Annotated in this window: 28 protein-coding genes and 1 tRNA gene; 18 read left to right on the top strand and 11 right to left on the bottom strand. The window is 64.8% G+C overall.

Going from position 1 to position 25,806, the window contains the following annotated elements; all coding sequences use genetic code 11:
- The first annotated feature begins 144 nt into the window (after positions 1 to 144).
- The gene (locus BM222_RS06665) at positions 145 to 708 is read left to right on the top strand and encodes a hemerythrin domain-containing protein (protein WP_092227489.1); all 564 of its coding nucleotides are present in this window, start codon (positions 145 to 147) and stop codon (positions 706 to 708) included.
- 94 nt (positions 709 to 802) lie between these two features.
- Positions 803 to 1,114 carry a c-type cytochrome gene (locus BM222_RS06660; RefSeq protein WP_092227488.1) on the top strand — a complete coding sequence of 104 codons (312 nt, stop codon included), beginning with the start codon at positions 803 to 805 and terminating at the stop codon, positions 1,112 to 1,114.
- Between the two features lie 321 nt (positions 1,115 to 1,435).
- Here BM222_RS06660 and BM222_RS06655 read toward each other — a convergent pair.
- Positions 1,436 to 1,512: transfer RNA gene (locus tag BM222_RS06655), tRNA-Pro, on the bottom strand.
- Between the two features lie 74 nt (positions 1,513 to 1,586).
- On the opposite strand from BM222_RS06655, the gene BM222_RS06650 reads away from it, so the two are divergent.
- The 6 genes from BM222_RS06650 (at position 1,587) to BM222_RS06625 (ending at position 7,307) form a co-directional block, all read left to right on the top strand.
- Positions 1,587 to 2,570: an L-threonylcarbamoyladenylate synthase gene (locus BM222_RS06650; RefSeq protein WP_244547034.1), complete on the top strand. Its 984-nt coding sequence runs from the start codon at positions 1,587 to 1,589 to the stop codon at positions 2,568 to 2,570.
- A 17-nt stretch (positions 2,571 to 2,587) separates the two neighbouring features.
- Entirely contained in the window at positions 2,588 to 4,015 is a 1,428-nt protein-coding gene (locus tag BM222_RS06645) for an FAD-binding oxidoreductase (RefSeq protein WP_092227486.1), read from the top strand.
- A gap of 2 nt (positions 4,016 to 4,017) precedes the next feature.
- On the top strand, positions 4,018 to 4,455 hold the full coding sequence (locus BM222_RS06640) for a GNAT family acetyltransferase (RefSeq protein WP_502690870.1): 438 nt from the start codon (positions 4,018 to 4,020) through the stop codon (positions 4,453 to 4,455).
- 9 nt (positions 4,456 to 4,464) lie between these two features.
- Positions 4,465 to 5,046 (top strand): NUDIX hydrolase, encoded by a 582-nt coding sequence (locus BM222_RS06635; RefSeq protein ID WP_092227484.1) that lies wholly within the window; start codon positions 4,465 to 4,467, stop codon positions 5,044 to 5,046.
- Positions 5,047 to 5,148: 102 nt separating this feature from the next.
- The gene (locus tag BM222_RS06630; RefSeq protein ID WP_092227483.1) at positions 5,149 to 6,078 is read left to right on the top strand and encodes a glycine reductase; all 930 of its coding nucleotides are present in this window, start codon (positions 5,149 to 5,151) and stop codon (positions 6,076 to 6,078) included.
- A gap of 35 nt (positions 6,079 to 6,113) precedes the next feature.
- Positions 6,114 to 7,307, top strand: a complete 1,194-nt coding sequence (locus BM222_RS06625; RefSeq protein ID WP_092227482.1) for a CaiB/BaiF CoA transferase family protein — start codon at positions 6,114 to 6,116, stop codon at positions 7,305 to 7,307.
- A 165-nt stretch (positions 7,308 to 7,472) separates the two neighbouring features.
- Here the strand turns inward: BM222_RS06625 and BM222_RS06620 are convergent, their stop codons facing one another.
- On the bottom strand, positions 7,473 to 8,231 hold the full coding sequence (locus BM222_RS06620) for an SOS response-associated peptidase (protein ID WP_092227481.1): 759 nt from the start codon (positions 8,229 to 8,231) through the stop codon (positions 7,473 to 7,475).
- A 62-nt stretch (positions 8,232 to 8,293) separates the two neighbouring features.
- Here BM222_RS06620 and BM222_RS06615 point away from each other — a divergent pair, with 62 nt between their 5' ends.
- From BM222_RS06615 to BM222_RS06600, 4 genes are all read left to right on the top strand, one after another.
- Positions 8,294 to 8,794 carry a hypothetical protein gene (locus BM222_RS06615; RefSeq protein ID WP_092227480.1) on the top strand — a complete coding sequence of 167 codons (501 nt, stop codon included), beginning with the start codon at positions 8,294 to 8,296 and terminating at the stop codon, positions 8,792 to 8,794.
- A 17-nt stretch (positions 8,795 to 8,811) separates the two neighbouring features.
- Positions 8,812 to 9,246, top strand: a complete 435-nt coding sequence (locus BM222_RS06610; protein WP_092227479.1) for an NUDIX hydrolase — start codon at positions 8,812 to 8,814, stop codon at positions 9,244 to 9,246.
- Between the two features lie 103 nt (positions 9,247 to 9,349).
- Positions 9,350 to 9,727, top strand: a complete 378-nt coding sequence (locus BM222_RS06605; RefSeq protein ID WP_092227478.1) for a TIGR02301 family protein — start codon at positions 9,350 to 9,352, stop codon at positions 9,725 to 9,727.
- A gap of 138 nt (positions 9,728 to 9,865) precedes the next feature.
- A complete protein-coding gene (locus BM222_RS06600) occupies positions 9,866 to 10,132 on the top strand; it encodes a hypothetical protein (RefSeq protein ID WP_092227477.1) in 267 nt (88 codons plus the stop codon).
- A gap of 41 nt (positions 10,133 to 10,173) precedes the next feature.
- Here the strand turns inward: BM222_RS06600 and BM222_RS06595 are convergent, their stop codons facing one another.
- The 5 genes from BM222_RS06595 to BM222_RS06575 all read right to left on the bottom strand — a co-directional run bounded on the left by BM222_RS06595 (position 10,174) and on the right by BM222_RS06575 (position 14,255).
- Complete coding sequence (locus BM222_RS06595; protein ID WP_092227746.1) at positions 10,174 to 10,494, bottom strand: cupredoxin domain-containing protein; 321 nt, start codon at positions 10,492 to 10,494, stop codon at positions 10,174 to 10,176.
- A 10-nt stretch (positions 10,495 to 10,504) separates the two neighbouring features.
- Positions 10,505 to 11,038, bottom strand: coding sequence for a DUF4142 domain-containing protein (locus BM222_RS06590; RefSeq protein WP_092227476.1), 534 nt, complete (start codon positions 11,036 to 11,038; stop codon positions 10,505 to 10,507).
- An 89-nt stretch (positions 11,039 to 11,127) separates the two neighbouring features.
- Positions 11,128 to 11,817, bottom strand: a complete 690-nt coding sequence (locus tag BM222_RS06585) for an RNA polymerase sigma factor (RefSeq protein ID WP_177243068.1) — start codon at positions 11,815 to 11,817, stop codon at positions 11,128 to 11,130.
- Positions 11,818 to 11,890: 73 nt separating this feature from the next.
- Positions 11,891 to 12,766 (bottom strand): sulfurtransferase, encoded by an 876-nt coding sequence (locus BM222_RS06580; protein WP_092227475.1) that lies wholly within the window; start codon positions 12,764 to 12,766, stop codon positions 11,891 to 11,893.
- Between the two features lie 154 nt (positions 12,767 to 12,920).
- Complete coding sequence (locus BM222_RS06575; RefSeq protein ID WP_092227474.1) at positions 12,921 to 14,255, bottom strand: dihydroorotase; 1,335 nt, start codon at positions 14,253 to 14,255, stop codon at positions 12,921 to 12,923.
- Between the two features lie 101 nt (positions 14,256 to 14,356).
- Between BM222_RS06575 and ygfZ the strand changes: the two genes are divergently transcribed.
- From ygfZ to BM222_RS06545, 6 genes are all read left to right on the top strand, one after another.
- On the top strand, positions 14,357 to 15,238 hold the full coding sequence (ygfZ, locus tag BM222_RS06570; protein ID WP_092227473.1) for a CAF17-like 4Fe-4S cluster assembly/insertion protein YgfZ: 882 nt from the start codon (positions 14,357 to 14,359) through the stop codon (positions 15,236 to 15,238).
- On the top strand, positions 15,235 to 15,861 hold the full coding sequence (locus tag BM222_RS06565; RefSeq protein ID WP_092227472.1) for a DNA-3-methyladenine glycosylase I: 627 nt from the start codon (positions 15,235 to 15,237) through the stop codon (positions 15,859 to 15,861). Before ygfZ ends, BM222_RS06565 begins: the two co-directional genes overlap by 4 nt.
- Positions 15,858 to 16,472, top strand: coding sequence for a YfbR-like 5'-deoxynucleotidase (locus tag BM222_RS06560; protein ID WP_092227471.1), 615 nt, complete (start codon positions 15,858 to 15,860; stop codon positions 16,470 to 16,472). The genes BM222_RS06565 and BM222_RS06560 overlap by 4 nt, the downstream gene beginning before the upstream one ends.
- 81 nt (positions 16,473 to 16,553) lie before the next feature.
- Complete coding sequence (locus BM222_RS06555) at positions 16,554 to 17,060, top strand: tyrosine phosphatase family protein (protein WP_092227470.1); 507 nt, start codon at positions 16,554 to 16,556, stop codon at positions 17,058 to 17,060.
- A gap of 19 nt (positions 17,061 to 17,079) precedes the next feature.
- On the top strand, positions 17,080 to 18,042 hold the full coding sequence (locus tag BM222_RS06550) for an NUDIX hydrolase (RefSeq protein ID WP_092227469.1): 963 nt from the start codon (positions 17,080 to 17,082) through the stop codon (positions 18,040 to 18,042).
- Between the two features lie 45 nt (positions 18,043 to 18,087).
- The gene (locus tag BM222_RS06545) at positions 18,088 to 20,778 is read left to right on the top strand and encodes a DUF2339 domain-containing protein (protein ID WP_092227468.1); all 2,691 of its coding nucleotides are present in this window, start codon (positions 18,088 to 18,090) and stop codon (positions 20,776 to 20,778) included.
- Here BM222_RS06545 and BM222_RS06540 read toward each other — a convergent pair whose 3' ends face one another.
- The 4 genes from BM222_RS06540 to BM222_RS06525 all read right to left on the bottom strand — a co-directional run bounded on the left by BM222_RS06540 (position 20,779) and on the right by BM222_RS06525 (position 25,733).
- Positions 20,779 to 22,467 (bottom strand): methyl-accepting chemotaxis protein, encoded by a 1,689-nt coding sequence (locus BM222_RS06540; protein WP_177243043.1) that lies wholly within the window; start codon positions 22,465 to 22,467, stop codon positions 20,779 to 20,781.
- A 304-nt stretch (positions 22,468 to 22,771) separates the two neighbouring features.
- Positions 22,772 to 24,508, bottom strand: coding sequence for a methyl-accepting chemotaxis protein (locus BM222_RS06535; protein ID WP_092227466.1), 1,737 nt, complete (start codon positions 24,506 to 24,508; stop codon positions 22,772 to 22,774).
- Between the two features lie 192 nt (positions 24,509 to 24,700).
- Positions 24,701 to 24,952 carry a DUF6894 family protein gene (locus tag BM222_RS06530; RefSeq protein ID WP_092227465.1) on the bottom strand — a complete coding sequence of 84 codons (252 nt, stop codon included), beginning with the start codon at positions 24,950 to 24,952 and terminating at the stop codon, positions 24,701 to 24,703.
- Positions 24,953 to 25,118: 166 nt separating this feature from the next.
- Positions 25,119 to 25,733: a hypothetical protein gene (locus BM222_RS06525; protein WP_092227464.1), complete on the bottom strand. Its 615-nt coding sequence runs from the start codon at positions 25,731 to 25,733 to the stop codon at positions 25,119 to 25,121.
- Positions 25,734 to 25,806: the final 73 nt, after the last annotated feature.

Here is a 25,806-nt window from a genome sequence, read left to right as displayed (position 1 = left end):
ATCAACGATTTCCTCGTTCTCCGGCAGCTGAGGTCATTTCAGCGTACGTGGCTGCATACTAATCTGACGAGATTTGATCTGTCGCAAAGCAGATGCAGGCCAGAGGATCATTCTTCGAAACGGTTCACTCAGTGGAGTGTTGCCATGATCATTGAACGCCTGTCCCAAGAGCATCGCAATATCGAGACACTGCTCACCATCCTCGAGCGGGAACTCGAGGTGTTCGACCGCGGAGAACGTCCCGACTACGAGGTCATTCGCGCGGTGATCAGTTATTTCGAAGTCTACCCGGAAGTGTATCACCATCCCCAGGAAGACCGCGTCTTTGCCAAGCTAAAAACACGCGATCCAGCTGCTGCTGCGAAGATCGGTGATCTGGCTCGCGAACACCAGAAAGGGGCCCAGCTTCTACGCCGCGTCGCTCGGGTGGTCGACGGCGTACTCGCGGATCGGGAAATGCTTCGCGAAAATGTGGATATCATCGTTCGCGATTTTATCGCGCACGAGCGCCGTCACGTGATGATGGAAGATCGCGATTTCTTTCCCGCTGCGCTCAAGGCACTCAAGCCACAGGATTGGACCGAGATCGCCTCGGCGGAAACCGGTCTCAAGGATCCGCTGTTCAGCGACGTTGCCGAAGAGCGGTTCGATGCGCTGCGCGCCCATATTCTGCGGCTGGAGCAAGAGGCTGAAGCCGAACGAAAGTAGCCGCGTTTTCTTGGCCATAAGGTTCCCAGCAGCAATACGCCGACCAAATGCAGCCGGGCGGACAAGCCACCTCGCCGAACGTAAAAGGCCTACCATGTCCGAAACGCTTAAATCCTCCTTCGTGGTATTGCTCGCGTGCGCGATTCTGGCGCAATCCGCGGTGGCCGATCCCCAACACGGCAAGGACATCGCAAAACGCTGGTGCTCAATCTGTCATATCGTCGAGTCCGGCCAGACGAATGCCATCGACCATGCGCCGCCATTCAGCCAGATCGCGCGAACGCCCGAGTTCGATCAGAACAAACTCGCGTTCCTGCTGCTCAAGCCGCACCCCAATATGCCAAGCCTGTCGCTCCAGCGATCAGAAATATCGGATTTGGCCGACTACATCCGCTCACTCAAGTGACAGAATGACGGAGCTGCAGAACGGATTCTCCCCCGTTTGAATGTCGTAGGGCTTGCCCGTCTGCCCGGCAGGGTCACACGCCACACCCTGCGCCATACCGCTGCAACATGGCTAATGCCACGTGGCGTGCCAATCTGGGAGGCGGCAGGGATCCCAGGCGTGTGTCCCGAGGTCCTAGAGGACACCTACGGACCACCACACCCGGACTTTTTGCAGGGGGCGGCCACCGTCATTGGCCAAAAAAGCCGGTATGTTTCCGTGGTTGAAACGATGGTTGACTCGGGAAGGACCACAGATCAGAAGGAAAAACCTAATGATTTCTGGTCGGAGTGGCAGGATTCGAACCTGCGACCCCTGCGTCCCGAACGCAGTGCTCTACCGGGCTGAGCCACACTCCGACAAGAGGCCGGCTTATAGCGTCGGGTTTGGCGCACCGCAAGCGGCCGTTATGAGGAATTTTGTCCCTGTGAAAATGGGTCTTGAAACGTCGATTTTGCCGGCCGGCCAAGCCGGCGCGGAAGCCGCCGCCCGGACTTTAGCCGCAGGCGGGCTGGTCGCGTTTCCGACCGAGACCGTCTACGGGCTCGGGGCCGACGCGGCGAACGCGGCCGCGATCACCCATCTCTACGCCGCCAAGGGCCGGCCGGCCTTCAATCCGCTGATCGCCCATGTCGCCGACCTCGCCGCGGCACGGCGGATCGGGCGGTTCGACGCGTGCGCGTTGAAGCTCGCGGAAGCGTTCTGGCCGGGGCCGTTGACGCTGGTGGTGCCGAAGACCGACCATTGTCCGGTCTCCGATCTCGCCACAGCGGGCCTCGACACGGTCGCGATCCGCATGCCCGCCCACCCCGTGGCGGAGGCGATCCTGCGCGCCTTTGGCGGCGCGGTGGTGGCGCCGTCGGCCAACATCTCCGGCCACGTCTCTCCGACGCTGGCCGCGCATGTCGCGAGCGACCTTGCGGGGCGGATCGACCTGATCATCGACGGCGGGCCTGTTGCGGTCGGCGTGGAATCGACCATCGTCGGATGCTTCGAGGCGCCGACCCTGCTTCGCCCGGGCGGATTATCGCGCGAGCGGATCGAGGCCGTGCTGGGCCTGCCCTTGGCGCGACCGCCCGTAGAGACCGAGAGCGACGACAGCCAGCCGCTGGCGCCGGGCATGATGGCCTCGCATTACGCGCCGCGCGCCCAGGTGCGGCTCGATGCGCGGGACGTTGCCCCCGATGAAGCGCTGCTGGCGTTCGGGCCTGATCGCCTGCCTGGCCAGGAGGCGACCGCCGCCGTCATGAATTTGTCGCCCACCGCTGATCTCGATGAGGCCGCGGCCAATCTGTTCGGCTATCTTCGAGCGCTTGATGCGAAAGCACCGCGGGCGATCGCGGTGATGACGATCCCCGAAGAAGGCCTCGGTGAAGCGATCAATGACCGGCTGCGCCGGGCCGCGGTGGCGAGATAAGAAACAGAGACGAGACGATGAACATCAATCAATCCGCCATTCCGCCGCTTGCGCCCGAGCTGATCGACCAATTCCGCGAGATCGTCGGCGATCGCCACGCGATCACCGACGCGACCGACATCGAGGCTTACGTCACCGAGGAGCGCAATCTGTTCCACGGCCGCTCGCCCCTGGTGCTGCGCCCGGGCTCGACGGCGGAAGTCTCCGCGATCTGCAAGCTCGCCTCCGCGCATAAAATCGCGCTGGTGCCGCAGGGCGGCAACACCGGGCTCGTCGGTGGGCAGACGCCGCACAATGGCGAGGTGGTGGTGTCGCTGCGGCGCCTGGACAAGATCCGCGAGGTCGACACCGCCTCCAACACCATGACGGTCGAAGCCGGCGTGGTGCTGCAGATCGCGCAAGCGAAGGCATCCGACGTCGACCGGCTGTTTCCGCTGTCGCTCGGCGCCGAAGGCAGCTGCACCATCGGCGGCAATCTCTCGACCAACGCCGGCGGCACCGCCGCGCTCGCCTATGGCGTCGCGCGCGAGATGGCGCTGGGGCTGGAAGTCGTGCTCGCCGACGGCCGCGTGCTCAACGTGCTGTCGAAGCTGAAGAAGGACAACACCGGCTACAATCTGCACAATCTGTTCATCGGCGCGGAAGGCACCCTCGGCATCATCACTGCGGCAACATTGAAGCTGTTTCCGAAGCCGCGGGCGGTCGAGACCGCCTATGTCGGGCTGAAGTCGCCAGCGGCGGCGCTGAAACTACTGAGCATCGCGCAAGGCGAGGCTGCGAACGCACTGACGAGCTTCGAGCTGCTGTCGGAGATGGCGGTGGACTTCTCCGTTCGCCACGGCATCGACGTGCGCGATCCGCTCGCTGAGAAGCATCCGTGGTACGTGCTGATGGAATTGTCATCGCCCGGCGAGGACGCGCGCACCCCGCTGGAGACGATCCTCACCCGCGCCATGGAAAACGGGATCGTCGACGACGCCGTGATCGCGGCCAACCTGACCCAGCGCAACGCCTTCTGGAAGCTGCGCGAAGAGATGTCGGCGGCACAGAAGCCCGAGGGCGGCTCGATCAAGCACGACATTTCCGTTCCCGTAGCCGCCGTGCCCGAATTTATCGCGGAGGCGAACGCCGCCGTCGTCAAGCTGATCCCGGGTGCGCGGCCGGTGCCGTTCGGCCATCTCGGCGACGGCAATCTGCACTACAATGTCAGCCAGCCCATCGGCGCCGACACCGCGGATTATCTGGCGCGCTGGCACGAGGTGAACGCCGTCGTGTTCGAGATCGTGCTGCGCATGGGCGGCTCGATCTCGGCCGAGCACGGCATCGGCGTGCTCAAACGCGACGAGCTGCCCGAGGTCAAGGACAAGACCGCGATCGAGCTGATGCGGTCGATCAAGGCGATGCTCGATCCGCACGGCATCATGAATCCGGGGAAGGTGCTGTGAGCATGCTTGCGATTGACGCCATCGATGATGCCGATGTCGAGACCGTCGTTGCGCTGTGGCAGCGTTGCGGCCTGACCCGGCCGTGGAACGATCCGCATGCCGACATCGCGCTGGCGCGCCGGCGCGAGAACTCCACCGTGCTGATCGGCCGCGACGCCGCTGCGATCGTTGCGTCCGTCATGGTCGGCCATGACGGTCATCGCGGCTGGGTCTACTACGTCGCCGTTGATCCTGATGGGCGCAAGCGCGGCTATGGCCGCGCCATCATGGCGGCGGCCGAAGAGTGGCTGCGCCAAGCCGGCATCGCAAAGCTGCAGCTCCTCGTGCGCCGCGAGAATGCGCAGGCCAATGCGTTCTACCAGTCGCTCGGCTTCGAGGAATCGACGTCGGTGATGTTCCAGAAGTGGCTCGACGGCCGCGAGACCACTGCAAGCAACTGAGATCAAGTCATGACCATTTCCAACCGCGTCCGCATCAAGGACGTCCGCGTGCTCTCGGACGGCTGGACCCCGCTGAAGACCACGACGTTCGACTACCGCCGCGCCAATGGCGAGTGGCAAACGCAGCACCGCGAGACCTATGAGCGCGACAATGCCGCCGCCGTGCTGCCCTATAATCGCGCTGGCCGCACCGTGATCCTGGTGCGCCAATTCCGCCTGCCGGCGTTCATCCGGGGCTACGACGATCTGCTGATCGAGGCGGCCGCCGGCGTGCTGGACGACGCCGCGCCCGAGGTGCGCATCCGCGCCGAGGCCGAGGAGGAAACCGGTTATCGCCTGCACGACGTCCACAAGGTGTTCGAGGCGTTCATGAGCCCCGGCGCCATCACCGAGAAGCTGCATTTCTTCGTCGCCGAATACGAGCCTTCGATGCGCGTCAGCGCCGGCGGCGGCCTCGCGCATGAGGGCGAGGATATCGAGGTGCTGGAGCTCGGTATCGACGAGGCGCTCGCGATGATCGCCGACGGGCGGATCATCGACGCCAAGGCGATCATGCTGCTGCAATACGCGGCGCTGCATATTTTCCGATAGCCCCACCGGGACGACAATTCTGGCCTGCGCGCCCGTGGCGGCTGTTGAGCAAACCACCGACTATCTCTAATCTGGGCTCAACAAGAACCTGGAGACGCGCCCATGTCCGCTCCGCGCGACGACGAATTCGGCTTTGCGCCCGACTATGATTCCCCGGTCCCCTATATGCAGCGCACGCGGGATTATTATAGCGCGATCGGTTACACCACGCCGTATCGCTGGGCGCATTACACCGAAGCGCCGTTCCAGCCGTTGAAGAAGAAACTGGCGCAGTCGCGCGTCACCATCATCACCACGGCGGCGCCCTACGATCCCGCCAAGGGCGACCAGGGACCAGGCGCGGCGTATAATGGCAGCGCGAAATTTTATCAGGTCTATGACGGCGACACGTCGCAGCAGCACGATCTGCGCATCTCGCATATCGGCTACGACCGCAAGCACACCACGGCCACCGACAACGGCACCTGGTTTCCGCTGCCGCAACTCTTGAAGGCACGCGCCGCGGCCCGCATAGGCGAAGTTGCGCCGCGCTTCTTCGGCGCGCCGACCAACCGCAGCCATCGCGTCACACTCGACACCGACGCGCCGGAGATTTTGGCGCGCTGCCTTGCCGACGAGGTCGACGTCGCCGTGCTGGTGCCGAACTGCCCGGTCTGCCATCAGACCACGGCGCTGGTGGCGCGGCATCTGGAGACCAATGGCATTCCGACCGTGATCATGGGCTGCGCCAAGGACATCATCGAGCACGCCGCTGTCCCGCGCTTTTTGTTCTCGGATTTCCCCCTCGGCAATTCCGCCGGCAAGCCGCACGACGTCGCCTCGCAGGCGCAGACGCTGGAGCTGGCGCTCACGCTGTTGGAGACCGCGAGCGGCCCGCAGACGACCATGCAGTCGCCGCTGCGCTGGAGCGAGGATGCGTCCTGGAAGCTCGACTACAACAATGTCGCGCAGCTCTCGCCCGAGGAGCTGGCGCGCCGCCGCGCCGAATTCGACAAGCAGAAGGAGATCGCGCGCGGCAACCGCGCCGCCTGACGTCCTCCAATAACGACAAACAACGGGAGAGAGACGTGACGCGACCGTTCGAGGGCGTGAAGATCCTGGACTTCACCCAAGTTCTGGCCGGCCCCTATGCGAGCTATCAGCTCGCATTGCTGGGCGCCGATGTCATCAAGGTCGAGCGGCGCGAGGGCGAGGACATGCGCCGGACGCCGCTCTCACGCGAATGGGCCGAGCGCGGGCTGGCGCCGGCGTTCCAGGCCATCAACGGCAACAAGCGCAGCCTGACGCTCGATCTGCAAAAACCCGACGCGATCGCGATCGTGAAGAAGCTTGCTGCCCAGGTCGACGTCGTCATGGAGAACTTCCGTCCGGGCGTGATGGACAAGCTCGGCATCGGCTACGAGGCGCTGTCGGCGATCAATCCAAAGCTGATCTATTGCGCGGTCTCGGGCTTTGGCCAGACCGGCCCGGATCGATTGCGGCCGGGCTATGACGGCAAGATGCAGGCGCTATCAGGCATCATGGCGATCACCGGTCACCCCGAAACAGGGCCGACGCGCGCGGGTTTTGCGGTGTGCGACGTGCTCTCGGGCGCGACGGCCGCGTTCGGGGTGTCGAGCGCGCTCTATCAGCGCGACCGCACCGGCAAGGGCCAGCTCATCGACGTCTCCATGCTGGAGGCAACAATGGCATTTCTCTCGGGGCAAATCGCGGACTGGTCGGTCGCCGGCCACCGGCAGCAACTCTCGGGAAATCAGGCGGTCAGCCGCCGGACCACCGCAAACCTGTTCAAATGCGGCGACGGTCACATCCTGCTCGCCGTCAACAATGAGAAGCAGTACCGCGTGCTGATGTCCACGCTCGGCCGCGAGGATACGCTCGCCGATCCCCGCTTCGCCGACTGGTTTTCCCGCAACGAGAACGAGCCCGCGCTCCGCGCCATCATCGAGCAAGCACTTGCGGCAAAGCCGGCACGCGAGTGGGAAAAAATCCTCGAGGACGCCGGCGCGCCCTGCGCCAGCATCTGGAAGATCGAGGAGATCATCGATCATCCGCAGATCAAGGCGCGCGGTGCGATCCAGGAGCTCGACACACCCTACGGCCGCCTGCGATTTGCCGGCAGCGGGTTCAAGCTCGCCCATGGCGGCGGCAAGCTCGACCGGATGGCGCCGGAGCTTGGCGCGGATACGGATGCGGTGCTGGGCGAGCTCGGGTTTGATGCAGCTGGGATCGCTGAGTTGAAGGCTCGGGAGATTGTGTGAAGGCGGCATCCCAAGCTCGATGTCGTCCCGGCGAAGGCCCGGACCCATAACCACCGAATTCAATTTGGCGAAGATTGCTCACTGCCATCTCGCCTCATAACTACTCCCTGGGGTATAGGTCCCGGCTTCGCCGGGACGACGTCGGAGTGAATGGCTCAAGCTGAGCTAGAACAACGAGCCCTGCCCGTCGTCGGCCGAGCTGGCCGCAACTTTTCGCACCGCTTTCTTCGGCCTCGCAGCGTCGGCTTCCATCTCCTCGGCGCTGATCGGCAAGAGCAGCTGCTCATCGTCGTTGGCGACGCGATTGACGCGGGTGGAGACCGGGTGCCAGGCGAATTCGCCGATACGTGGTGGCGCCATCAGCGGCAGGACCGGATCGATCTCGTCGCTCCGGCTGTCGAGCCAGCGCTCGAAGTCGCGCGGGCTGATGGTCACGGGCACGCGGTCATGCAACGCGGCGAGATCCTCGCCTGCTGCAGCCGTGACGATTGCCACCGTGTCGAGCTCCTCACCGTTCGGCCCGATCCAGGTCTCGAACACCGCAGCGAAGCCGAGCGGCGCACCGTCCGCGCGATGGATGAAGAACGGCTGCTTGCGGCCGTCGAGAGACTTCCATTCGTAATAACCATCGGCCGGGATCAGCCCACGGCGCCGGCGTATGGCCTTCTTGAACGCAGGCTTCTCCAGCACCGTCTCGGAACGGGCGTTGATCAGCAGCGTAAAGCCTTTGGGGTCCTTGACCCAGCTCGGCAACAGGCCCCAGCGCATCAGGCGGAAATGGCGCGCGCCGTTCTCGAGCAACACGACCGGAATCGGTTGCGTCGGCGCGACATTGTACCGGGGAGGGAAATTCGGCTGCTCGACGTATCCGAACAGTTGCCGTAAAGCCGCGGGGGCCGAAGTTATGACGAAGCGTCCACACATCTCAGGCGTCTATATAGGGTCCGTTCAGGTCCTTTTAACCCCGAACGTTAACACTGCGGTGGATGAGCTCAATGGCCTCGCAATCCGCGCGGACGCATGCAGAGACGGCCTCCGAGGCGCAAGCCTGGGCCGAACGGCTGCGCGTGGCCAACATCAACCCGCGGACCGGGCTTGCCACTGACTATCTCAACCATTTCAATGAAGCCGTGATGCTCCTGGAGATGATCCCGGATATGCCGGAATGCGCTGAGGACTTTCTGACCTGGTCGCCGCTGTCCTATGCCGAGCATTTCACGGCCTCGAACTTCAAGGCGCGGGACCTGGCCATCGAAGCCTATGAGAAGGCCGATCCAAACGTGCGCGCCCAGTTCGACCACCTCACCGACAGCATGACGTCGATCCTGATTGCGGTCGGTTCCGCGATGCGCGACGTCGAGAAGGACACGACCCGCGTTCGGCTGGCCGAGCAGGCCACCCTCTGGGTCAAGCCGCTGATCGCGGCCTGCGGCGGCATCATCAATGGCGGCGCGGAAGCCGACGTCGACACCATCATGGCGAATTAGCCAGGGTTGCTGAAAAGATGCCCTCGGTCGCCCAGCCCACCCATCCCCAGATCGCGGTCAGCGCGGCGATTTTCCGCGAGGGCAAGGTGCTGCTGACCCGCCGGGCCCGTTCGCCCGCCAAAGGGTTCTATTCGCTGCCGGGCGGCCGGGTCGAATTCGGCGAATCGCTGCACCAGGCCCTCAGGCGCGAGGTCGACGAGGAGACCGGGCTCGAGATCGAGATCATCGGCCTGGCCGGCTGGCGCGAGGTGCTGCCGGCCGATCCGGGCGCCGGTCACTACCTGATCATGTCCTTTGCCGCCCGCTGGGTGGCACGGGAACCGGCCCTGAACGACGAGCTCGATGATTTCAGGTGGGTCGCCCCGGATCCGCTGGGCAGCCTCGGCGACCTCAAGATGACCGGGGGCCTGGAGGAGATCATCCAGGCGGCTGCGCGGCTGATCGGCCTCTGAACGAGCCCCGAGCTCCGGTCCCTCTCCGCAAGCGCGAGAGGGAGCGCATCGCCCGCCCGGCTCGCCTTGCTTCCCCGGCCGCGACGGGGCATACAGCCCGCCGATGTCGACGCGATTTCTGGCCATCCTTGCCCTGATCCTCGCCTGCGCCTCTGCGCCCACCCGGGCCCAGGACGTGGCGGCACCGTTCGACGGCGATTTGCAGCGGCTGGCCGAGATCCTCGGCGGCCTGCACTATCTGCGCGGCATCTGCGGCACCAACGAGGGCAACAAATGGCGCAGCGAGATGCAGGCGCTGATCGATGCCGAAACCCCCTCCGGCGAGCGCCGCACCCGCATGATCGCGGGCTTCAATCGCGGCTATAACGGCTTTCAACAGACCTATCGCAGCTGCACGCCGGCCGCGACGGTGGCGATCCGCCGTTCCATCGAGGAAGGTTCGAAGATCTCGCGCGATCTCACGGCGCGCTACGCGAACTGAGTTCGCGGGAACTTTGTCATCGACTTTATTCACAGCCGTTAACCGTTCTTAAAGATGTGGCCTAGCGGACGTTAATGCGCGTGCTACACCTCTTGCACAGCGCATCGCCGTGGATCGCGCCCAGCCTGATCGAGTTTCATGAGCCAGCCGATTTCCTACGCCCCCGCCCGCGCGCCGCTGCCCGATCATGAGCAGAAACAGGCAGCACTGAGTTATCTCAACGAGGCCTGGGCCGAAGCGCGCCATGACGGCGTCGACGGTGACTGCCTGGCGCAGGCGAGCCTGTTTGCCGCGCTTGCCGAACTTGTCGGCACCTATGGCGAGGACGCGGTGGCGAAATTCGTCGAGGGTTTTCCCGCGCGCATTCGCAACGGCGAATTCTCGGTCTGCCTCGCGCGGCAGTAAGTGCGGCCGCAACGGCCCCGCCACACGAGCAGGGCCGTTCATCACGGCTCGATGTTGAGCGTCGCTTTCATGTTTGGATGATAGCGACAATAATAATCGACCACCCCGGCCTTCTTCAGGACTGAGGTCGCCGATGTCTTCGGCGGCAGAGTCACGTCGAAGTCGCCGTTCTTCGCGGTGGCGGTGTGGGCGAAGACGTCCCTGTTGATCCAGGTGACGGTGTCACCGACCTTCGCCAACATTTCGGCCGGTGAGATCACGAGATTTTCCATCGTGATCTCGATGGTCGCGGCGTGTGCCGGGACCGACATCGACAGGACGGCGGCTGCCAGCGCGATCGAAGCGAGGCGTCCCGACATCATCACATGCGCCCTATTTGAGCTCGGCCGCGACATGCTCGGCATGCTGCTGATGGCCCTGGAAAATCTTCAAGCCGGTCTGCAACAGGCTCTTCAGCTCGGGATTGCTGGCGGAGGGAATCAGCTGGGTCTCCAGCGCGCCATTGACCGTCTTGTGGTAGGCGACCTCGTTGGCGACATAGGCCTTATCGAACGCAGCACCGTCCAGCTTGTCGAGCTCGGCCAGCTTGTCGCTCGCCTGCTTCGACAGCGCCTTGCTGGTATCGTTGTCCTCAGGTGTGACGTTGAGCTTCTTGACCAGCGCGAGCGCCTGCTCGTTGACCGCCTCGTGGTCGCGCAGCATGTCGTCGGCGAACGCCTTGACGTCCTTGTTCTTGGCCTTTTTCTGCGCCTGCTTGGCCGCGTTGATGTCGATCACGCCGGCGGTGTAGGCGATGTGGGCGATCTGCGGATCGATGAGCTTGTCGGCAGCGCGCGCGCCTTGCAGCAGCACGGGGCTGGACAACAGAATGGCTGCGGCGACCGCCGCGCTCCAACGAACGAACATGATGTGACACTCCTGTGCTGCCGGATGGTTGTGCCGGCGTTGCTCCACAGGAATTGGATGGAATTTTCGGCCAGACGTTCCCGAATAATTCAGCCGCCGATTCCAAGACGCTTCAGCACCGCCAGGGTCAGGCGCTCGCAACGCCAGCCCGCAAACGGGAAGGCGTCCATCATCACCGGTCCGATCTCCTTCTCGACGATCTCGCGCAGCATGGTTCGCGCGCGGTGCAGGCGCGTCTTCACGGTCTCGGGCTTGACGGCGAGCAGATCGGCGGTCTCCTCGATGGTCATCCCTTCCATCACGCGTGCGACGAAAACCATGCGAAAAACGTCAGGCAACTCGTCGATGGCGCGCTCGACGACGCGCTGGATTTCACGCTGGGCCATGGTCCTTTCCGGATCGCCTGGAGGAGAGACGGGAAATTTGATGATTTGCGCCTCGAGCGCCTCTTCGCCAACCGCGCCGAGCTCGACGTCGGGTTTTGCACTTCGCACCCGGCCCAGCGCTTCGTTGATGGCAATGCGCGACAGCCAGGTCGACAGCGCGGATTCACCCTTGAAGCCATCGAGATGGGTGAAGGCGCGGACATAGGTTTCCTGCACCACATCCTCGGCCTCGCTGTCGCTGCGCAGAATGCCGCGTGCAAGGCGGTAGAGCCTGCGGTTGTTGGCCTGCATGATCTGGCGGAGCGCGGCCTCGTCCCGGCCCCGCGCCCGGTCGATCAGCTCGGCTTCCGATGTCCTGATGGCGGCTGTCTGGCCGGCTACGGTCCGTTGCATGGCGGTCACCTGCTCGTTCAGCTTGGTTCCAGACATTGGATGCAGGATGGCGACGAAGGTTCCCGACTTTTTCTTACCTTTCATCCGTCTCGATCGGCAGCGCCGCGTCCCTCGCCCATTCGCCCATCGAGGCATCGTACAGCATCAGCTTGTCGTAGCCGAGCTGCGTCAGCATCAGCAGATCGACCGTCGCGGAGATGCCGCCGCCGCAATAGAGGATCACATTCTTGTCGCGCGTGACGCCCAACGCGGTGAACTTGGCTTCGGCGTCCGCAAGCGTCGTCAGCGTCTTGTCGGCATTGGTGAGCGTTGCGGCTGGTACGTTGACGCTGCCGGGCACGCGACCCGGCCGGCCGTAACGGCTCGGCTCGAGACCTCCGTGAAATTGCGGTCCGAGGGCATTGACGATAACGGTCGATGGGTCGCCGATCCGCGCCTTCACAAAGGTCTTGTCGACGAAGAAGCCAGCGCGCGGCGCGGCTTCGAAAACCGTGGCCGGATAGCCCTTCGGCGCACCCGTCTCGACCGCCCGCCCCTCGTCCTTCCATTTGTCGAAGCCGCCGTCGAGCACCTGCGCATCGACGCCGAGCGAGCGCAGCATCCACCAGAATCGCGTCGCCCACATCATGGCGCCGATGCTGTAGAGCACGATGGTCTTCTTGGCATCGAGCCCATGGCGGCCGAAGGCGGCTTCGAGCTGGGCCACTTCAGGCATCATGAAAAACTGCTGCGCGGAGGTGTCGGAGAATTCGCCTTGCAAATCGAGGAAATCGGCGCCCGGGATGTGGCCGGCGGCGAAGGTCTTGTCGCCGGGGACGGCGCGATACGGCACGTTGCTGCCTGGTGGGACAGGTTCGTTATAGGTCGTGCAATCGTAGAGGCGGAGGTTGGGATGGCCGAGGATGCTAGCGAGTTGCTCGGTGGTGATGAGGGCTGACGGCTGGGACATCGCACTGCACTCCCGTTCGAGGGGAAGTGTAGCTCTCTCCCCTCGTCATTGCGAGCGCAGCGAAGCAATCCAGACTGCGCCCGCGGAGGGATTCTGGATTGCTTCGCTGCGCTCGCAATGACGGCTGGGGAAGCAGCTTGCGCGCCCAACCCCCTTACGGCTTCAACGTCTCCAGAAACCGCACTGCCTCGCCCTGCGAGGACGAGACCAGTTCGCCCTGCCACATCACGCGCTTGCCACGCACAAACGTGCCGACGGGCCAACCCGTCACCCGAACGCCGTCGTACGGCGTCCAGCCTGCTTTCGACGCGACCCATTTGTTGGTGATGGTCTCGCTGCGCTTGAGGTCCACCACCGTGAAATCGGCATCATAGCCGGCCGCGATGCGGCCCTTGCAGGCCATATTGTAGAGACGCGCGGGGCCGGCGCTGGTGAGGTCGACGAAACGGGCGAGAGAAAGCCGGCCGGCATTGACGTGATCGAGCATCAGCGGCACCAGCGTCTGCACGCCGGTCATGCCGGAGGGCGACGCCGGATAGGTCTTCTGCTTCTCCTCGAGCGTATGCGGGGCGTGGTCGGAGCCGAGCACGTCGATGATGCCCTGCTCGATGCCGCGCCAGATGCCGGCGCGATGATCGGCTGATCGCACCGGCGGGTTCATCTGCGCCAGCGTGCCGAGGCGCTCGTAGCATTCAGGCGCGACCAGCGTGAGATGATGCGGCGTCGCCTCGCAGGACGCGACGTCCTTATGGTCGCGCAGAAACTCGATCTCTTCCTTGGTCGAGATGTGCAGCACGTGGATGCGCTTGCCGGTCTCGTGCGCGAGCTTGATCAGCCGCTGGGTCGCCATCAGCGCCGCGGTCTCGTCGCGCCAGACCGGATGCGAGCGCGGATCGCCCTCGATGCGCAGCGATTTGCGGTCGTTGAGACGATACTCGTCCTCAGCGTGGAAGGCGGCTCGGCGGCGGATCACCTGGAAGATGCGGCGCAGGCTTTCGTCGTCCTCCACAAGCAGCGCGCCGGTCGAGGAACCGATGAACACTTTTACGCCGGCGCAGCCCGGCGCACGTTCCAGCACCGGCAGATCCTGCACATTCTCGCGGGTGCCGCCGATGAAGAAGGCGAAATCGCAATGCATGCGGTGATGGGCACGCTTCACCTTGTCGGTGAAGGTGGCCTCGGTCACCGTGAGCGGCGCCGTGTTCGGCATTTCGAACACGGCGGTGACGCCGCCCATCACGGCGCTGCGCGAGCCGGTCTCGAGATCTTCCTTCTGTTCCAGCCCGGGCTCGCGGAAATGCACCTGCGTATCCATCACGCCGGGCAGGATGTGCAGGCCCTTGCAGTCGATCACCTCGGCGGCGGAGCTTTGCGACAGCGGACCCAGCTCGGCGATGCGACCATTGGTGATGCCGATATCGCGAACGCCCTCGCCGTCCTGGTTGACGATGGTGCCGCCCCTGAGGATCACATCGAAGCGCTGGGTCATGGCTGGAGGCCTCTCTCATCCCCAAGCGCAGGGCTCGAGGTCTTGTCGTTTATGCCTTGCGGGCTTACGTTCCGAAGCACCATGTCGCAAGAGATTTTCGCATGAAATCAGCGTTTCTTCCTGACCGGAGCGTGATCAAGGTCGCGGGCGAGGATGCGCGCAACTTCCTCAACGGCCTCATCACCACCGACGTCGACAGGCTCAAGCCGGGCCTGGGGCGATTCGGTGCATTGCTGACGCCGCAGGGCAAGATCGTCGTGGATTTCCTGATCACGGAAGCGCCCGCCGGCCATGGCGGCGGGTTCCTGATCGACTGCCCGACGGCGCTGGCCGAAGTCCTCGCCACCAAGCTGAAATTCTACAAGCTGCGCGCCAAGGTGACGGTGGATAACCTCTCCGGCGATCTCGGCGTGCTTGCGGCCTGGGACGGCCTGCCCGCGACGCTGCCGGACCTCGCCTTCGCCGACCCACGCAATGAAGCGCTCGGCACGCGCATCCTGATCCCCGAAGAGCTCAAGCAGAAACTGTCCGACCTGATCGGTGCCGAGCTGGTCGACGCCTCCGAGTACGAGGCGCACCGGATTGCGCTCGGCGTGCCGCGCGGCGGGCTGGATTTCATGTACGGCGACGCATTCCCGCACGAGACCAACATGGACCGCCTGGCTGGCGTCGATTTCGACAAGGGCTGCTACGTCGGCCAGGAGGTCGTCTCGCGCATGCAGCATCGCGGCACCGCGCGCACCCGCAGCGTGAAAGTATTGATCGAGGACTCCTCGCCTGAGCCTGGCGTCAGTATCATGGCTGGCGACAAGCCGGTCGGCACGATGGGCTCGTCGGCGAAAGGCAAGGGCATCGCGCTGGTGCGCATCGACCGCGTTGCGGACGCGCTCGATGCCGGGCAGCCGCTCGCCGCTGGCGGACTCGCGCTTGAGCTGGCAGAACCTGACATCGTCCGCATCCCTGCAAAGCAGCCCATTGCATGAGCCGTGCTCCCCGCCTGCATCCCGACGGAAAGACGCGTTGCCCCTGGCCGGGCGAAGATCCGCTCTATGTCGCCTATCACGACACCGAATGGGGCGTGCCCGAGTATGATGACCGCGCGCTGTATGAGAAGCTGATCCTCGACGGCTTCCAGGCCGGCCTGTCCTGGATCACGATCCTGCGCAAGCGCGACAATTTCCGCAAAGCCTTCGACGATTTCCAGCCGGAGAAGATCGCGCGCTACACCGACAAGAAGGTGCACGCGTTGATGAACGACGTCGGCATCGTGCGCAACCGCGCCAAGATCGACGGTGCGATCCTGAGCGCGAAGTCCTACCTCGACATCATGGAGAAGGGGCCGGGCTTCTCAAAACTGCTGTGGGACTTCATGGACGGCCGGCCCAAGGTCAACACTTTCAAGACCACGGCAAGCGTGCCGGCTTCGACGCCTTTGTCGATCCAAATCTCCAAGGAATTGTCCTCGCGCGGCTTCAAGTTCGTCGGCCCGACCATCGTCTATGCCTTCATGCAGGCGACCGGCATGGTCAACGATCATCTCGTCGACTGCCACTGCCACGCGACCTGCAGCAAGCTGCAGCGCAAGCCGCGCCTCAAGTCCAAATGACGGCCAGGAAGACCTCGCGCGATGTGGCGTCCCGCGCCTGGCAGCGCATGCTGTCGGGCCGGCGGCTCGATCTGCTCGATCCCTCTCCGCTCGATGTCGAGATCGGCGACATCGCGCATGGGCTCGCGCGCGTCGCTCGCTGGAACGGGCAGACCACCGGGGCGCATATCTTCTCGGTCGCGCAGCACACGCTGCTGGTGGAGACCGTGCTGCGGCACGAGATGCCGCGCGTCGACGCGCGCATGCGGCTGGCAGCACTGCTGCATGATGCGCCTGAATATGTGATCGGGGACATGATCTCGCCGTTCAAGGCCGTGCTCGACGGCCACTACAAGGCCGTGGAGAAACGTCTGCTTGGCGCCATCCACATCCGTTTCGGTTTGCCGCCGGTGCTCCCCGAGGAGATCACACAGGCGATCAAGGCTGCCGACCGCGGCGCGGCCTATCTGGAGGCGACCGAGCTTGCCGGTTTCAGCGAGAGCGAGGCGAAGCGTCTGTTCGGCAGGGATCCCGGCCTCTCCGACAGCATCAGGCGCGACTATCTGACGCCCTGGACCGCGGCCCGGGCCGAGAAGCAGTTTCTGGAGCGGTTTGGCGCCGTGTTTGCGTAGGTGCGAGATGGTGGGCACGGTGCGATGCGCCTTTGCCCGCCCCAGCGGCCGCGGTTATAATCAGCGGCAAAAAGGTTTGCCATGATCCACGTCTGCTCGCTCGCCGCTCTTCCCGAAACCGTGCGCCGCACCGGGGCCAGCCATGTGCTGACCGTAATGGCCAATGTCGAGCAGGTGGCGCGGCCGGTCTCGGTGCTGCCGGCCAATCATCTCAAGGTGTCGATGGACGACATCACCGAGGAGATGGACGGCTTTGTCGCGCCGTCGGAAGCACATATCGGCCAGGTCCTGAACTTCGTGCGCGGGTGGGACCGCACTGCGCCGCTGGTGGTGCATTGCTTTGCCGGCATCAGCCGCTCCACCGCGAGTGCATTCACAGCCGTCTGCGCGCTCAACCCCGAACGTGACGAGATCGAGATCGCGAAGAAGATCCGCGCGGCATCTCCGATCGCCTCGCCGAACCGGCGCATCGTCAGCCTCGCCGACCGCGCGCTGGGGCGCAACGGCCGCATGCTGCGCGCGCTCGACGAAATGGGCCCGGCCGAGATGATGGTCGAAAGCCGCCCCTTCGCGATCGAGCTCGAATGACACCAGCAATAACCGCCGCATGAGCGACAAGCTCCTCACGCCGATCGAGATTGGCCTGACTGCCGCGATCGTCGCGATCGAGGATCATGAGCCGCTGGTCCTGACCTCGCGTGGCAGTGACGGGCTCGCCGGCCTGCCCTTCGGTCCGTTCGATGCGCCGAGCCATCGAACGTTCGAGATCGGGCTGCGCGCCTGGGTGGAGGAACAGGCGGGCCTGCGGCTCGGGTATGTCGAGCAGCTCTATACGTTTGGCGATCGCGGCCGCCATGCGGAGGCCGGCGACACCGGCGCGCATATGGTGTCCATCGGCTATCTCGCGCTGACGCGCACTGCCGAGAGAGCTGCGACCACGGCGAGCTTCGAGCCCTGGTATCGCTTCTTCCCCTGGGAAGACTGGCGCGAGGCGCCGCCCGCGATCATCGGCCGTGATATCGTCCCGGCGCTGACCGCCTGGGCCGCGCAAGAGACGCCGGAGACCACGCGCGCGTTGCCGCGCCGGGATCGCGTGCGACTCTATTTCGGGCTCGACGGCGCGGCCTGGGACGAGGAACGCGTGCTCGACCGCTATGAGCTGCTGTACGAAGCCGGGCTGGTCGAGGAGGCCAGACGCGACGGCCGACCGGCAGCAAGGGCGCGCACGACACTGCCCGCGCTCGGCACCTCGATGCGGTTCGACCACCGCCGGATCCTCGCTACGGGGATCGCGCGGCTGCGCGCAAAACTGAAGTATCGCCCTGTGGTGTTTGAACTTTTGCCCGCTGAGTTCACACTCACTGAGTTGCAGTACACGGTGGAGGCGATCTCCGGCCGCCACCTGCACAAGCAGAATTTCCGCCGTCTGGTCGAAACCGAAGCCCTGGTCGAACCGACCGGCGTGATGTCGACACAGACGGGCGGGAGACCGGCGGCGCTCTATCGCTTCCGCCGTGACGTGCTCCAGGAGCGGCCCGCGCCGGGCTTGCGCGTACGCTCCCGGCGCTAGATCAAGTTTGCGTCGGCCCCTGCGCGCCGATCGCCAGGAGGCCCCATGTTCGACGCCCCGTTCGACGTCTTTGCAGTGATGATTGCGATCGCCGCGTTCCTGATCGCGCTGAAAGCGTCGAATCAGGCGACCGAGTTGCGCCGGCGGCTGGGCTCGCTGGAGGCCGCGCTGCTGGCGCTGCGGCAGGTCCAGCCGCCGCCACCGCTGCCTGTGCAGGAGCAAGCGAGCACGCCTGCAGCAGAGCCGCCGCCGCTTGCGCCGGAAGCCGAGGCCGCACCGCCACCCGTCACCGAAGAGGCTGCGCCGCCCCCGATCGAGGCGAGCCCCGCAGCCGAAGCGCCGCCGTCGCTGCCGACGCCAGCCCCCGGCTTCGAAGAACGGCTCGGCACGCGCTGGGTGGTGTGGATCGGCGGGCTTGCACTCGCGCTCGGCGGCTTCTTCATGGTGCGCTATTCGATCGAGGCTGGCCTTGTCGGCCCCGGCGTCCGCGTATTCCTCGGTGGCTTGTTCGCGCTCGCGCTGCTCGGTGCCGGCGAATGGACGCGGCGCAGGGAAAGCATCTCCAACATCCAGGGACTGCCGATCGCTGACATCCCCGCGATCCTCACCGCCGCCGGAACAGCGGTGGCATTTGCGACCGTCTACGCCGCCTATGCGCTCTACGGCTTTCTCGTGCCCGCCACCGCCTTCGTGCTGCTCGGCCTCGTTGCGATGGGCACGCTTGCGACCGCGCTGCTGCACGGGCCGGCGCTTGCGGGCCTCGGCGTGGTCGGTGCCTTCGCGACGCCGGTGCTCGTCTCCAGCGGCAAGCCGGACTATTGGGCGCTGTATGTCTATCTCGCCATCGTCACCGCCGCGAGCTTTGGCCTCGCCCGCATCAGGCTGTGGCGCTGGCTCGCGGTCACGACGATCGTCTTCGCCGTACTCTGGATCTTCCCGGGCCTTGATACCGGCGACCGGCACCTCGCGCCGCATGCCTTCCACCTGATGTCAGGGTTCGTGCTCGCCGCGTTGCTCGTCGTCTGCGGCTTCATGTTCGGTCCTGATATCGAGGACGGGCAGATCGAGCCGGTCTCGTCGAGCGCGCTCGGCGCCTATCTGTTCGGCGCAATGCTGATCGTGCTGTCGAGCGCGCATGCCGATCTCTCGCTGATCGCCTTTACACTGCTTGTCGCGGCGACGCTGGCCGTCGCCTGGCGCGCGGAGGCCGCCGCCGGCGCGCTGGGCGCCGCGGCTGCAACCGTCTTCATCGTGTTCGGCGAATGGGCGGTGCGCGCCAACCCTGATGTGCTGGTGCTGCCGGGCGGCCCCATGGCCGGCGTCGCGCCGACCGCAATCGACAGCGCGGTGACACAGCATCTGGTGATGGCCGCGATCTTCGCCGCCGGCTTCGGCCTGGCCGGCTTCTTCGCGCAAGGGCGCTCGAATTCGGCGATCATTCCCGTCGTGTGGTCGGCGGCAGGCGTCGCCACGCCGATCGCGATCCTGGTCGCGCTCTATGCCCGCATCGCCCATCTCGACCGCTCGATCCCGTTCGCGATCCTGGCGGTACTGCTCGCAGCCGCCTTTGGCGCGGCGACGGAAGCGCTCACCCGCCGCGAAACCCGGCCGGGGCTTGCGATCTCCACGGCGTTGTTTGCAACCGGCACGCTCGGCGCCCTGGCGCTGGCGCTGACCTTCGCGCTCGAAAAGGGCTGGCTCACCATCGCGCTGGCGCTGATGTCGCTCGGCACCGCCTGGATTGCGATGCGGCGGCCGATTCCATTCCTGCGCTGGCTTGCCGCGATCTTCGCCGGCATCGTCACCGCACGCGTCGGCTATGATCCGCGCATCGTCGGCGATGCCGTCGGCACCACGCCCGTCTTCAACTGGCTGTTGTGGGGTTATGGCGTGCCGGCAGCCTCGTTCTGGGCCGCTAGCCTTTTCCTGCGGCGCAGGGGTGATCACGCGCCACTGCGGATGGTGGAGGCCGCGGCGATCCTGTTCACGGCGCTGCTCGCCTTCATGGAGGTCCGCCATCTCGCCACCGACGGCGACATGATCGCCGCGCCGTCACTGTTAGAGGCTGCCCTGCAGGTCTTGATGGCGCTGGCCATGGCGATCGGGCTGGAACGCTTGCGGCTGCGCAGCCACTCGATCGTGCACAATGTTGGCGCGGTCGTGCTCACGGCGATTGCCGGCTTCATCAGCGTGTTCGGCCTGCTGTTCCTGCAGAACCCGCTGATCTGGCACATCGATGTCGGCGGCGCCGTTTTCAACCTGCTGCTGCTCGGCTACGCCCTGCCGTCGGTGCTGATGCTGCTGCTCGCCTATGCCGTGGCCGGCGAACGCGGCAAGATCTACGCGAACGTGATCGCAGGCACAGCGCTGGTGTTTGCACTGTCGTACCTGACGCTCGAGATCCGCCGCTTCTATCACGGTCCGTTCCTCGACAGCGGTGAGACGACCGGGGCCGAGCAATACACCTATTCGATCGGCTGGCTCGCCTTCGGCGTGGTGCTGCTCGGTATCGGCATAGCGGTCAATTCGGAACGCGCCCGGCTGGCGTCGGCCGTCGTCATCGCGCTGACGATCCTGAAGGCTTTCGTGATCGACATGTCGACGCTGACAGGCGTCTATCGCGCGCTGTCGTTCATGGGCCTCGGCATCGTGCTGGTCGCAATCGGCTGGCTCTACCAGCGCATCCTGTTCCGGCGGCAGGTCACGCCACCGCCGGCGCCACAGACGAGCGGTTGATCATGCCGCGCGGACCGAATCCAGGAACTGCGCGACTTCGACCTTGAGGCGGGTGCTGTCGGTCGCCAGCGATTTCGCCGCCGATAGCACCTCGGTCGAGGCCTCGCCGGTCTCGATCGCACCGCGTTGCACATCGCTGATGTTCGATGAAACCTGTTGCGTGCCGACCGAAGCCTGCTGCACGTTACGCGAGATTTCCTGCGTGGCCGCGCCCTGCTCTTCGACGGCCGCGGCGATGGCTGCGGACACCTCCGACAGCCGCTCGATCGTGCCGCTGATCTCCTGGATGGCATTGACCGATTCCTGCGTCGCGGTCTGGATGCCCGCGACCTGCGCTCCGATTTCTCCGGTCGCCTTCGCGGTCTGCTCGGCCAACGCCTTGACCTCGGAGGCGACGACCGCGAAGCCGCGGCCGGCTTCGCCGGCCCGCGCGGCCTCGATGGTCGCGTTCAGCGCCAGCAAATTGGTCTGGCCCGCGATGGTGTTGATGAGCTCGACGACATCGCCGATGCGGGCGGCCGCCTGCGACAGCTCGTTGACGCGCTCGTTGGTCCGCGTCGCCTGCTCGACGGCCTCCGCGGCCATCCGCGCCGAATCCTGCACGCGGCGGCTGATTTCGGTGATCGAGGACGACAACTCCTCCGAAGCCGACGCCACGGCCTGAACGTTGGTGGAGGCCTCCTCGGAGGCCGCGGCGACGACGGTCGCGAGCTCCTGTCCGCGCTGCGCCGTGTTGGTCAGCGTCGAGGCGGATGCCTCGAGCTCGGTCGAGGCCGACGACACGGTCCCGACAACCTCACCGATCATCGCTTCGAACTTGCGGGTGATGGCGTCGACGCGGCGGCCGCGTTCGATCTTGGCGTCGGCATCGCGCCCGGCCGCTTCGTCAGCAGCCCTCTTGGCGATCAGCGCCTCCTTGAAGATCTGAAGCGCGTCGGCCATCGCCCCGATCTCGGTCTTCTCGCCGCGATGCGGCACCTCTGCCGAAAGATCGCCTTCACCGAGCGACTGCATCGGGCGAATGATCGAAGCGATGCCGCGCGACACGTCGCGAACCAGATAATGGGCCGCAGCGATTGCGATCACGACCGAGAGCACGATGATGCCGACCAGCAGGCGGAAGATCGAGGCGTAGCTGTCAGCCGCCTGCTTGGTCTCCATCTCGGCGCCGCGGTTGTTCAGCTCGATGTCCTTCGTCAACAGCGGATCGGCGGCCTGCGCCATCTTGGCGACCTTGCTCTGCAACAGCTCGTTCGCTTCGGTCGGGAACTTGCCCGGACTCTTGCGCGACAGCGCCATCACCTCTTGCACGCCGTTGAGATACTCGCCCCACGCCGCGGTCCATTGCCCATAGATCGAGCGCTCCTCGGCAGACGTGATCAGCGGCTCGTAGATCTTACGGGTCTGCTCGATGCGTTCGCGCAGCGAGGCGAGGCGTTTTTCGGCAGCTTGCTTGCCCTCGGCCGTATCCTGCATCACATGCAGACGGAGCGCGACGCGCAGCTCGTTGACATCGGCGCGGATCGAGCCCAGCGCACGCACGCTCGGCAGCCAGCTTTCCGCGATCTCGACCGTGTGCGAATTGATGTTCTGCATGGTGCCGATCGCCACCACACCGACGCCGGCAAGCGAGAGCACGAGGACCGACAGCACGGCCAGAAGCTTGAAGACGATCGACAACTTCGACATCACAAAATCCCGATGAGACCTAAACGCACACGTCACTTGCGCCACGACCGTCAAGACGGACGGCAGGGCGTGTCATTCCAACAATGCTGGCTGGTTCTTATCCGGCAAGATTGCGCAATACTTGCAAGCAGCCGTTAACAGAGGCCTACGTGGGACGACGGATGTGCGATTATGGCCATTATTCCTTCCACAACATTGGTTGCGATCCAGCGAACATCCCCTGGTGCCGCACCGCTGCTCCAGGGACGGCCAATGGCCGCCGTGCCCAGGGCGGTCGTTGATCGGGAAGCCGGGCAGGCCGGGTTCAGGCGGCCCGAACGGTGTCCAGGAACTTGCCGACCTCGAGCTTGAGGCGATCGCTGTCGCCAGACAGCATCTGCGCGGCGGAGAGAACTTGCGACGACGCCGATCCGGTCTCCCCGGCCCCGCGCTGCACGTCAGCGATGTTGGACGAGACCTGATGCGTGCCTTGCGCAGCCTGCTGCACGTTGCGGGAGATTTCCTGCGTCGCCGCGCCTTGCTCTTCCACGGCCGCGGCGATGGTCGAGGAAATCTCGGACAGCTTTTCGATGGTGTCGCTGATGTCCTTGATGGCCCCGACCGATTCCTGGGTCGCGGTCTGAATGCCTGAGATCTGTTGGCCGATCTCGCCGGTCGCTTTCGCGGTCTGCTCGGCCAGCGCCTTGACTTCGGCGGCGACGACGGCAAAGCCGCGGCCGGCTTCGCCGGCGCGTGCCGCCTCGATCGTGGCGTTGAGCGCCAGCAAATTGGTCTGGCCAGCGATGGTGTTGATCAGTTCGACCACGTCGCCGATCCGCGTTGCCGCCTTGGACAATTCGCTGACGCGCTCGGTGGTATTGCGCGCCTGGCCGACCGCCTCGCTCGCAACCCGCGCCGATTCCTGCACCTGGCGGCTGATCTCGGTGATCGAAGACGACAGCTCCTCGGTCGCCGAGGCCACCGACTGGACGTTGGTGGACGCCTCTTCGGAGGCGGCAGCGACCATTGTGGCAAGCCCCTGTCCGCGCTCGGCAGTCGAGGTCAGCGTCGAGGCAGAAGCCTCGAGCTCCGTCGCGGCTGAAGAGACTGTCTCGACGATCTCGCCGATCGCAGATTCGAAGCTGTCGGCAAGCTTGTGCATCTCGGCCTTGCGCTGCGCGGCCGCGGCTTGATCCTGCCTGATCTTGGCTTCTGCTTCCTCGCGCGCCTTTTGCTCAGAGACGATCTTGAACTTCTCGACGGCCGCTGCAACGCCGCCGACCTCGTCCTTCCGGCCAAGGCCCGGCAGCACGACGGAAAAGTCGCCGCCGGCGAGCTTGTCCATAGCGATGGTGAGCGCGCGGATGGGCCGCGCGATGGTGAGGAAGGATACGAGCCAGCTGCCGATGAGCACGAACATCGTGCAGGCTCCGATCATCATGGCAACGCGCTCCGCGGCTGCCATTTCCTGCTCCGCCTCGGCATATTCCAGTTCAGATTTGTGCTTGGCAAATTCTGCGATCTGGCTCGCCAGAGCATCAAGTTCGGAGGCGATGGGCAGCGTCACTTCTCGTGCCCGACGAATCGCTTCGGCGTTGATTTCCGCCAGCCGAGCTCCGCCCTCGGCCGAGCCGGGCGAAAAGGCTGCGCTGCGCACAGCGGAAATTTGTTGCGCGCCCTTGACATAGTCGGCAGCGCGCGTCTTCAGCTTCTCGATGCGGGCGCGATTTTCGGCAGAGCGCGACAATCTCAGCATCGCGTCGGCAATTGCTGCGACAGACTTCTCCCGCTCGACAAGTGCGTCGCCGGCCTTCTGCAGTTCGGACGCATCTCCGGCAAGACGAACATCGCGCACGGCGAGCTGCATGCCGCGAACGGCAACCTTCGCCTCCACGGCGTCTCGCGCGATTTCCTGCTGCCCAAGTACATTCTGGTTCGACTGCCGCAAACTGGTGTTGCCGAACTTCTCGCTCGCGATCATCGATGCCACCAGCAGAATGGCGAGCGCGGAGGCAATCGCAAGCTTGGTTCCGATCTGCAAATTCCGGACAAGGCTCAACATGGCGCGTTTCCAGGAGACGAGCGGCCAGTCATTGCCGACCGCTTGGACGTTGATCGCCCTTACCCGGAAGGCTATCGGTCAGAGCTCCATCTACGGTTAATGGCGAGATCAGCAGAAATACTGATTTTTTGCGCTACATGATTGAAATTGAAGGAGCCTGATCTCGTCATGGGTGTAAATTGCGACCTGAAGTCAGCGCGGGGTTATTTTGCATCCGACGGCCTCGCCGTCCAGGCTGATGCGAAAGACCGGTTTCTTGTTCTCGTCGAGCAGCTCCATGCTCCACTTCGCATTCGGCTTCAGGTTGCGTGCGATGCCGCCGAGCAGATTGGCACACACCTCGGTCATCTCGGTCCAGGCCGCGGCGCGATCCTCGAACTCGTACGGCTGATCGGCGGCGCCGGAATAGCGGCCGGTGCTGATGCGGAAGAAGTACAGCGACATCGTTGAAGCCTTGCGTAGGGCCGCTTTCCGGCCGGTACGCAAGGCTGGGGCGTCAGTCGCTACCAAGGCATGAAAACCGCAGGCCGTATGATTACGGCGCCGCGGCTTGGCGTGCGATGCATTCGTCAAAGGCAGGTAAATTGCGCGCGAAGTATCGCGCGAGATATCACTCGGTCGAGCGTCGCAGCTCGAGCGGCCCTTCGTTCCTCGACCCGGATTTGGGTTCGGGCTTCGCTTCCGACTTCACCGGCTCGATCCGGCTGCTCTCGACCCGCGGTGTTTCGACGCGCGCAGCGACCTCGGTGCTCGGTGCGTTGACCGAACCGGTCTGCTCCGGCGCACGGAGCGAGCGCGGCCGCGCAACCGCGCGCGCCATCAGCATCTGGTTGCCGCCCTGATGGTGGAAGTCGCAATAGGCGAAACCCATGCCCGAGACCGAGCCGCGGAAGCTGCGCTCGTCGGTCTTCTCCAGGTTGAAACAAGGCTCGAACGGAATTCCCTTGATCGAGGCGCAGACGTTCTGGCCACGGATCTGGAGGGTGTTGCCCGGCAGGCGCAGATGGCGGACCGGGCCCGAACCCGAGAACTGCACCGCGCCGGCGGCGCCGAGATCGTCCAGGATACGCCCCGCACCGCGGGTGCCGTCGAAACAGGTGAAGGCGAACACCTTGCCGGCGACGAAGCGGCGTGCCTCATCCGCGTTCATACTGCCGGCCAAGGCGATGGCCGGCGCAAACGTCACGACTGCTGTGACAGCCCCCAACACAATACGCGCAAGCATGCTCAACTCCGAACCAACCCCGCAGCGGGCGATGCCTTATCTCTTTACCCGCTGCTTACCATACCAACCATGG

Source organism: Bradyrhizobium sp. Gha, assembly GCF_900113735.1.
Taxonomy (GTDB): domain Bacteria; phylum Pseudomonadota; class Alphaproteobacteria; order Rhizobiales; family Xanthobacteraceae; genus Bradyrhizobium.
This window is presented reverse-complemented; position numbering and strand designations above follow the sequence as displayed.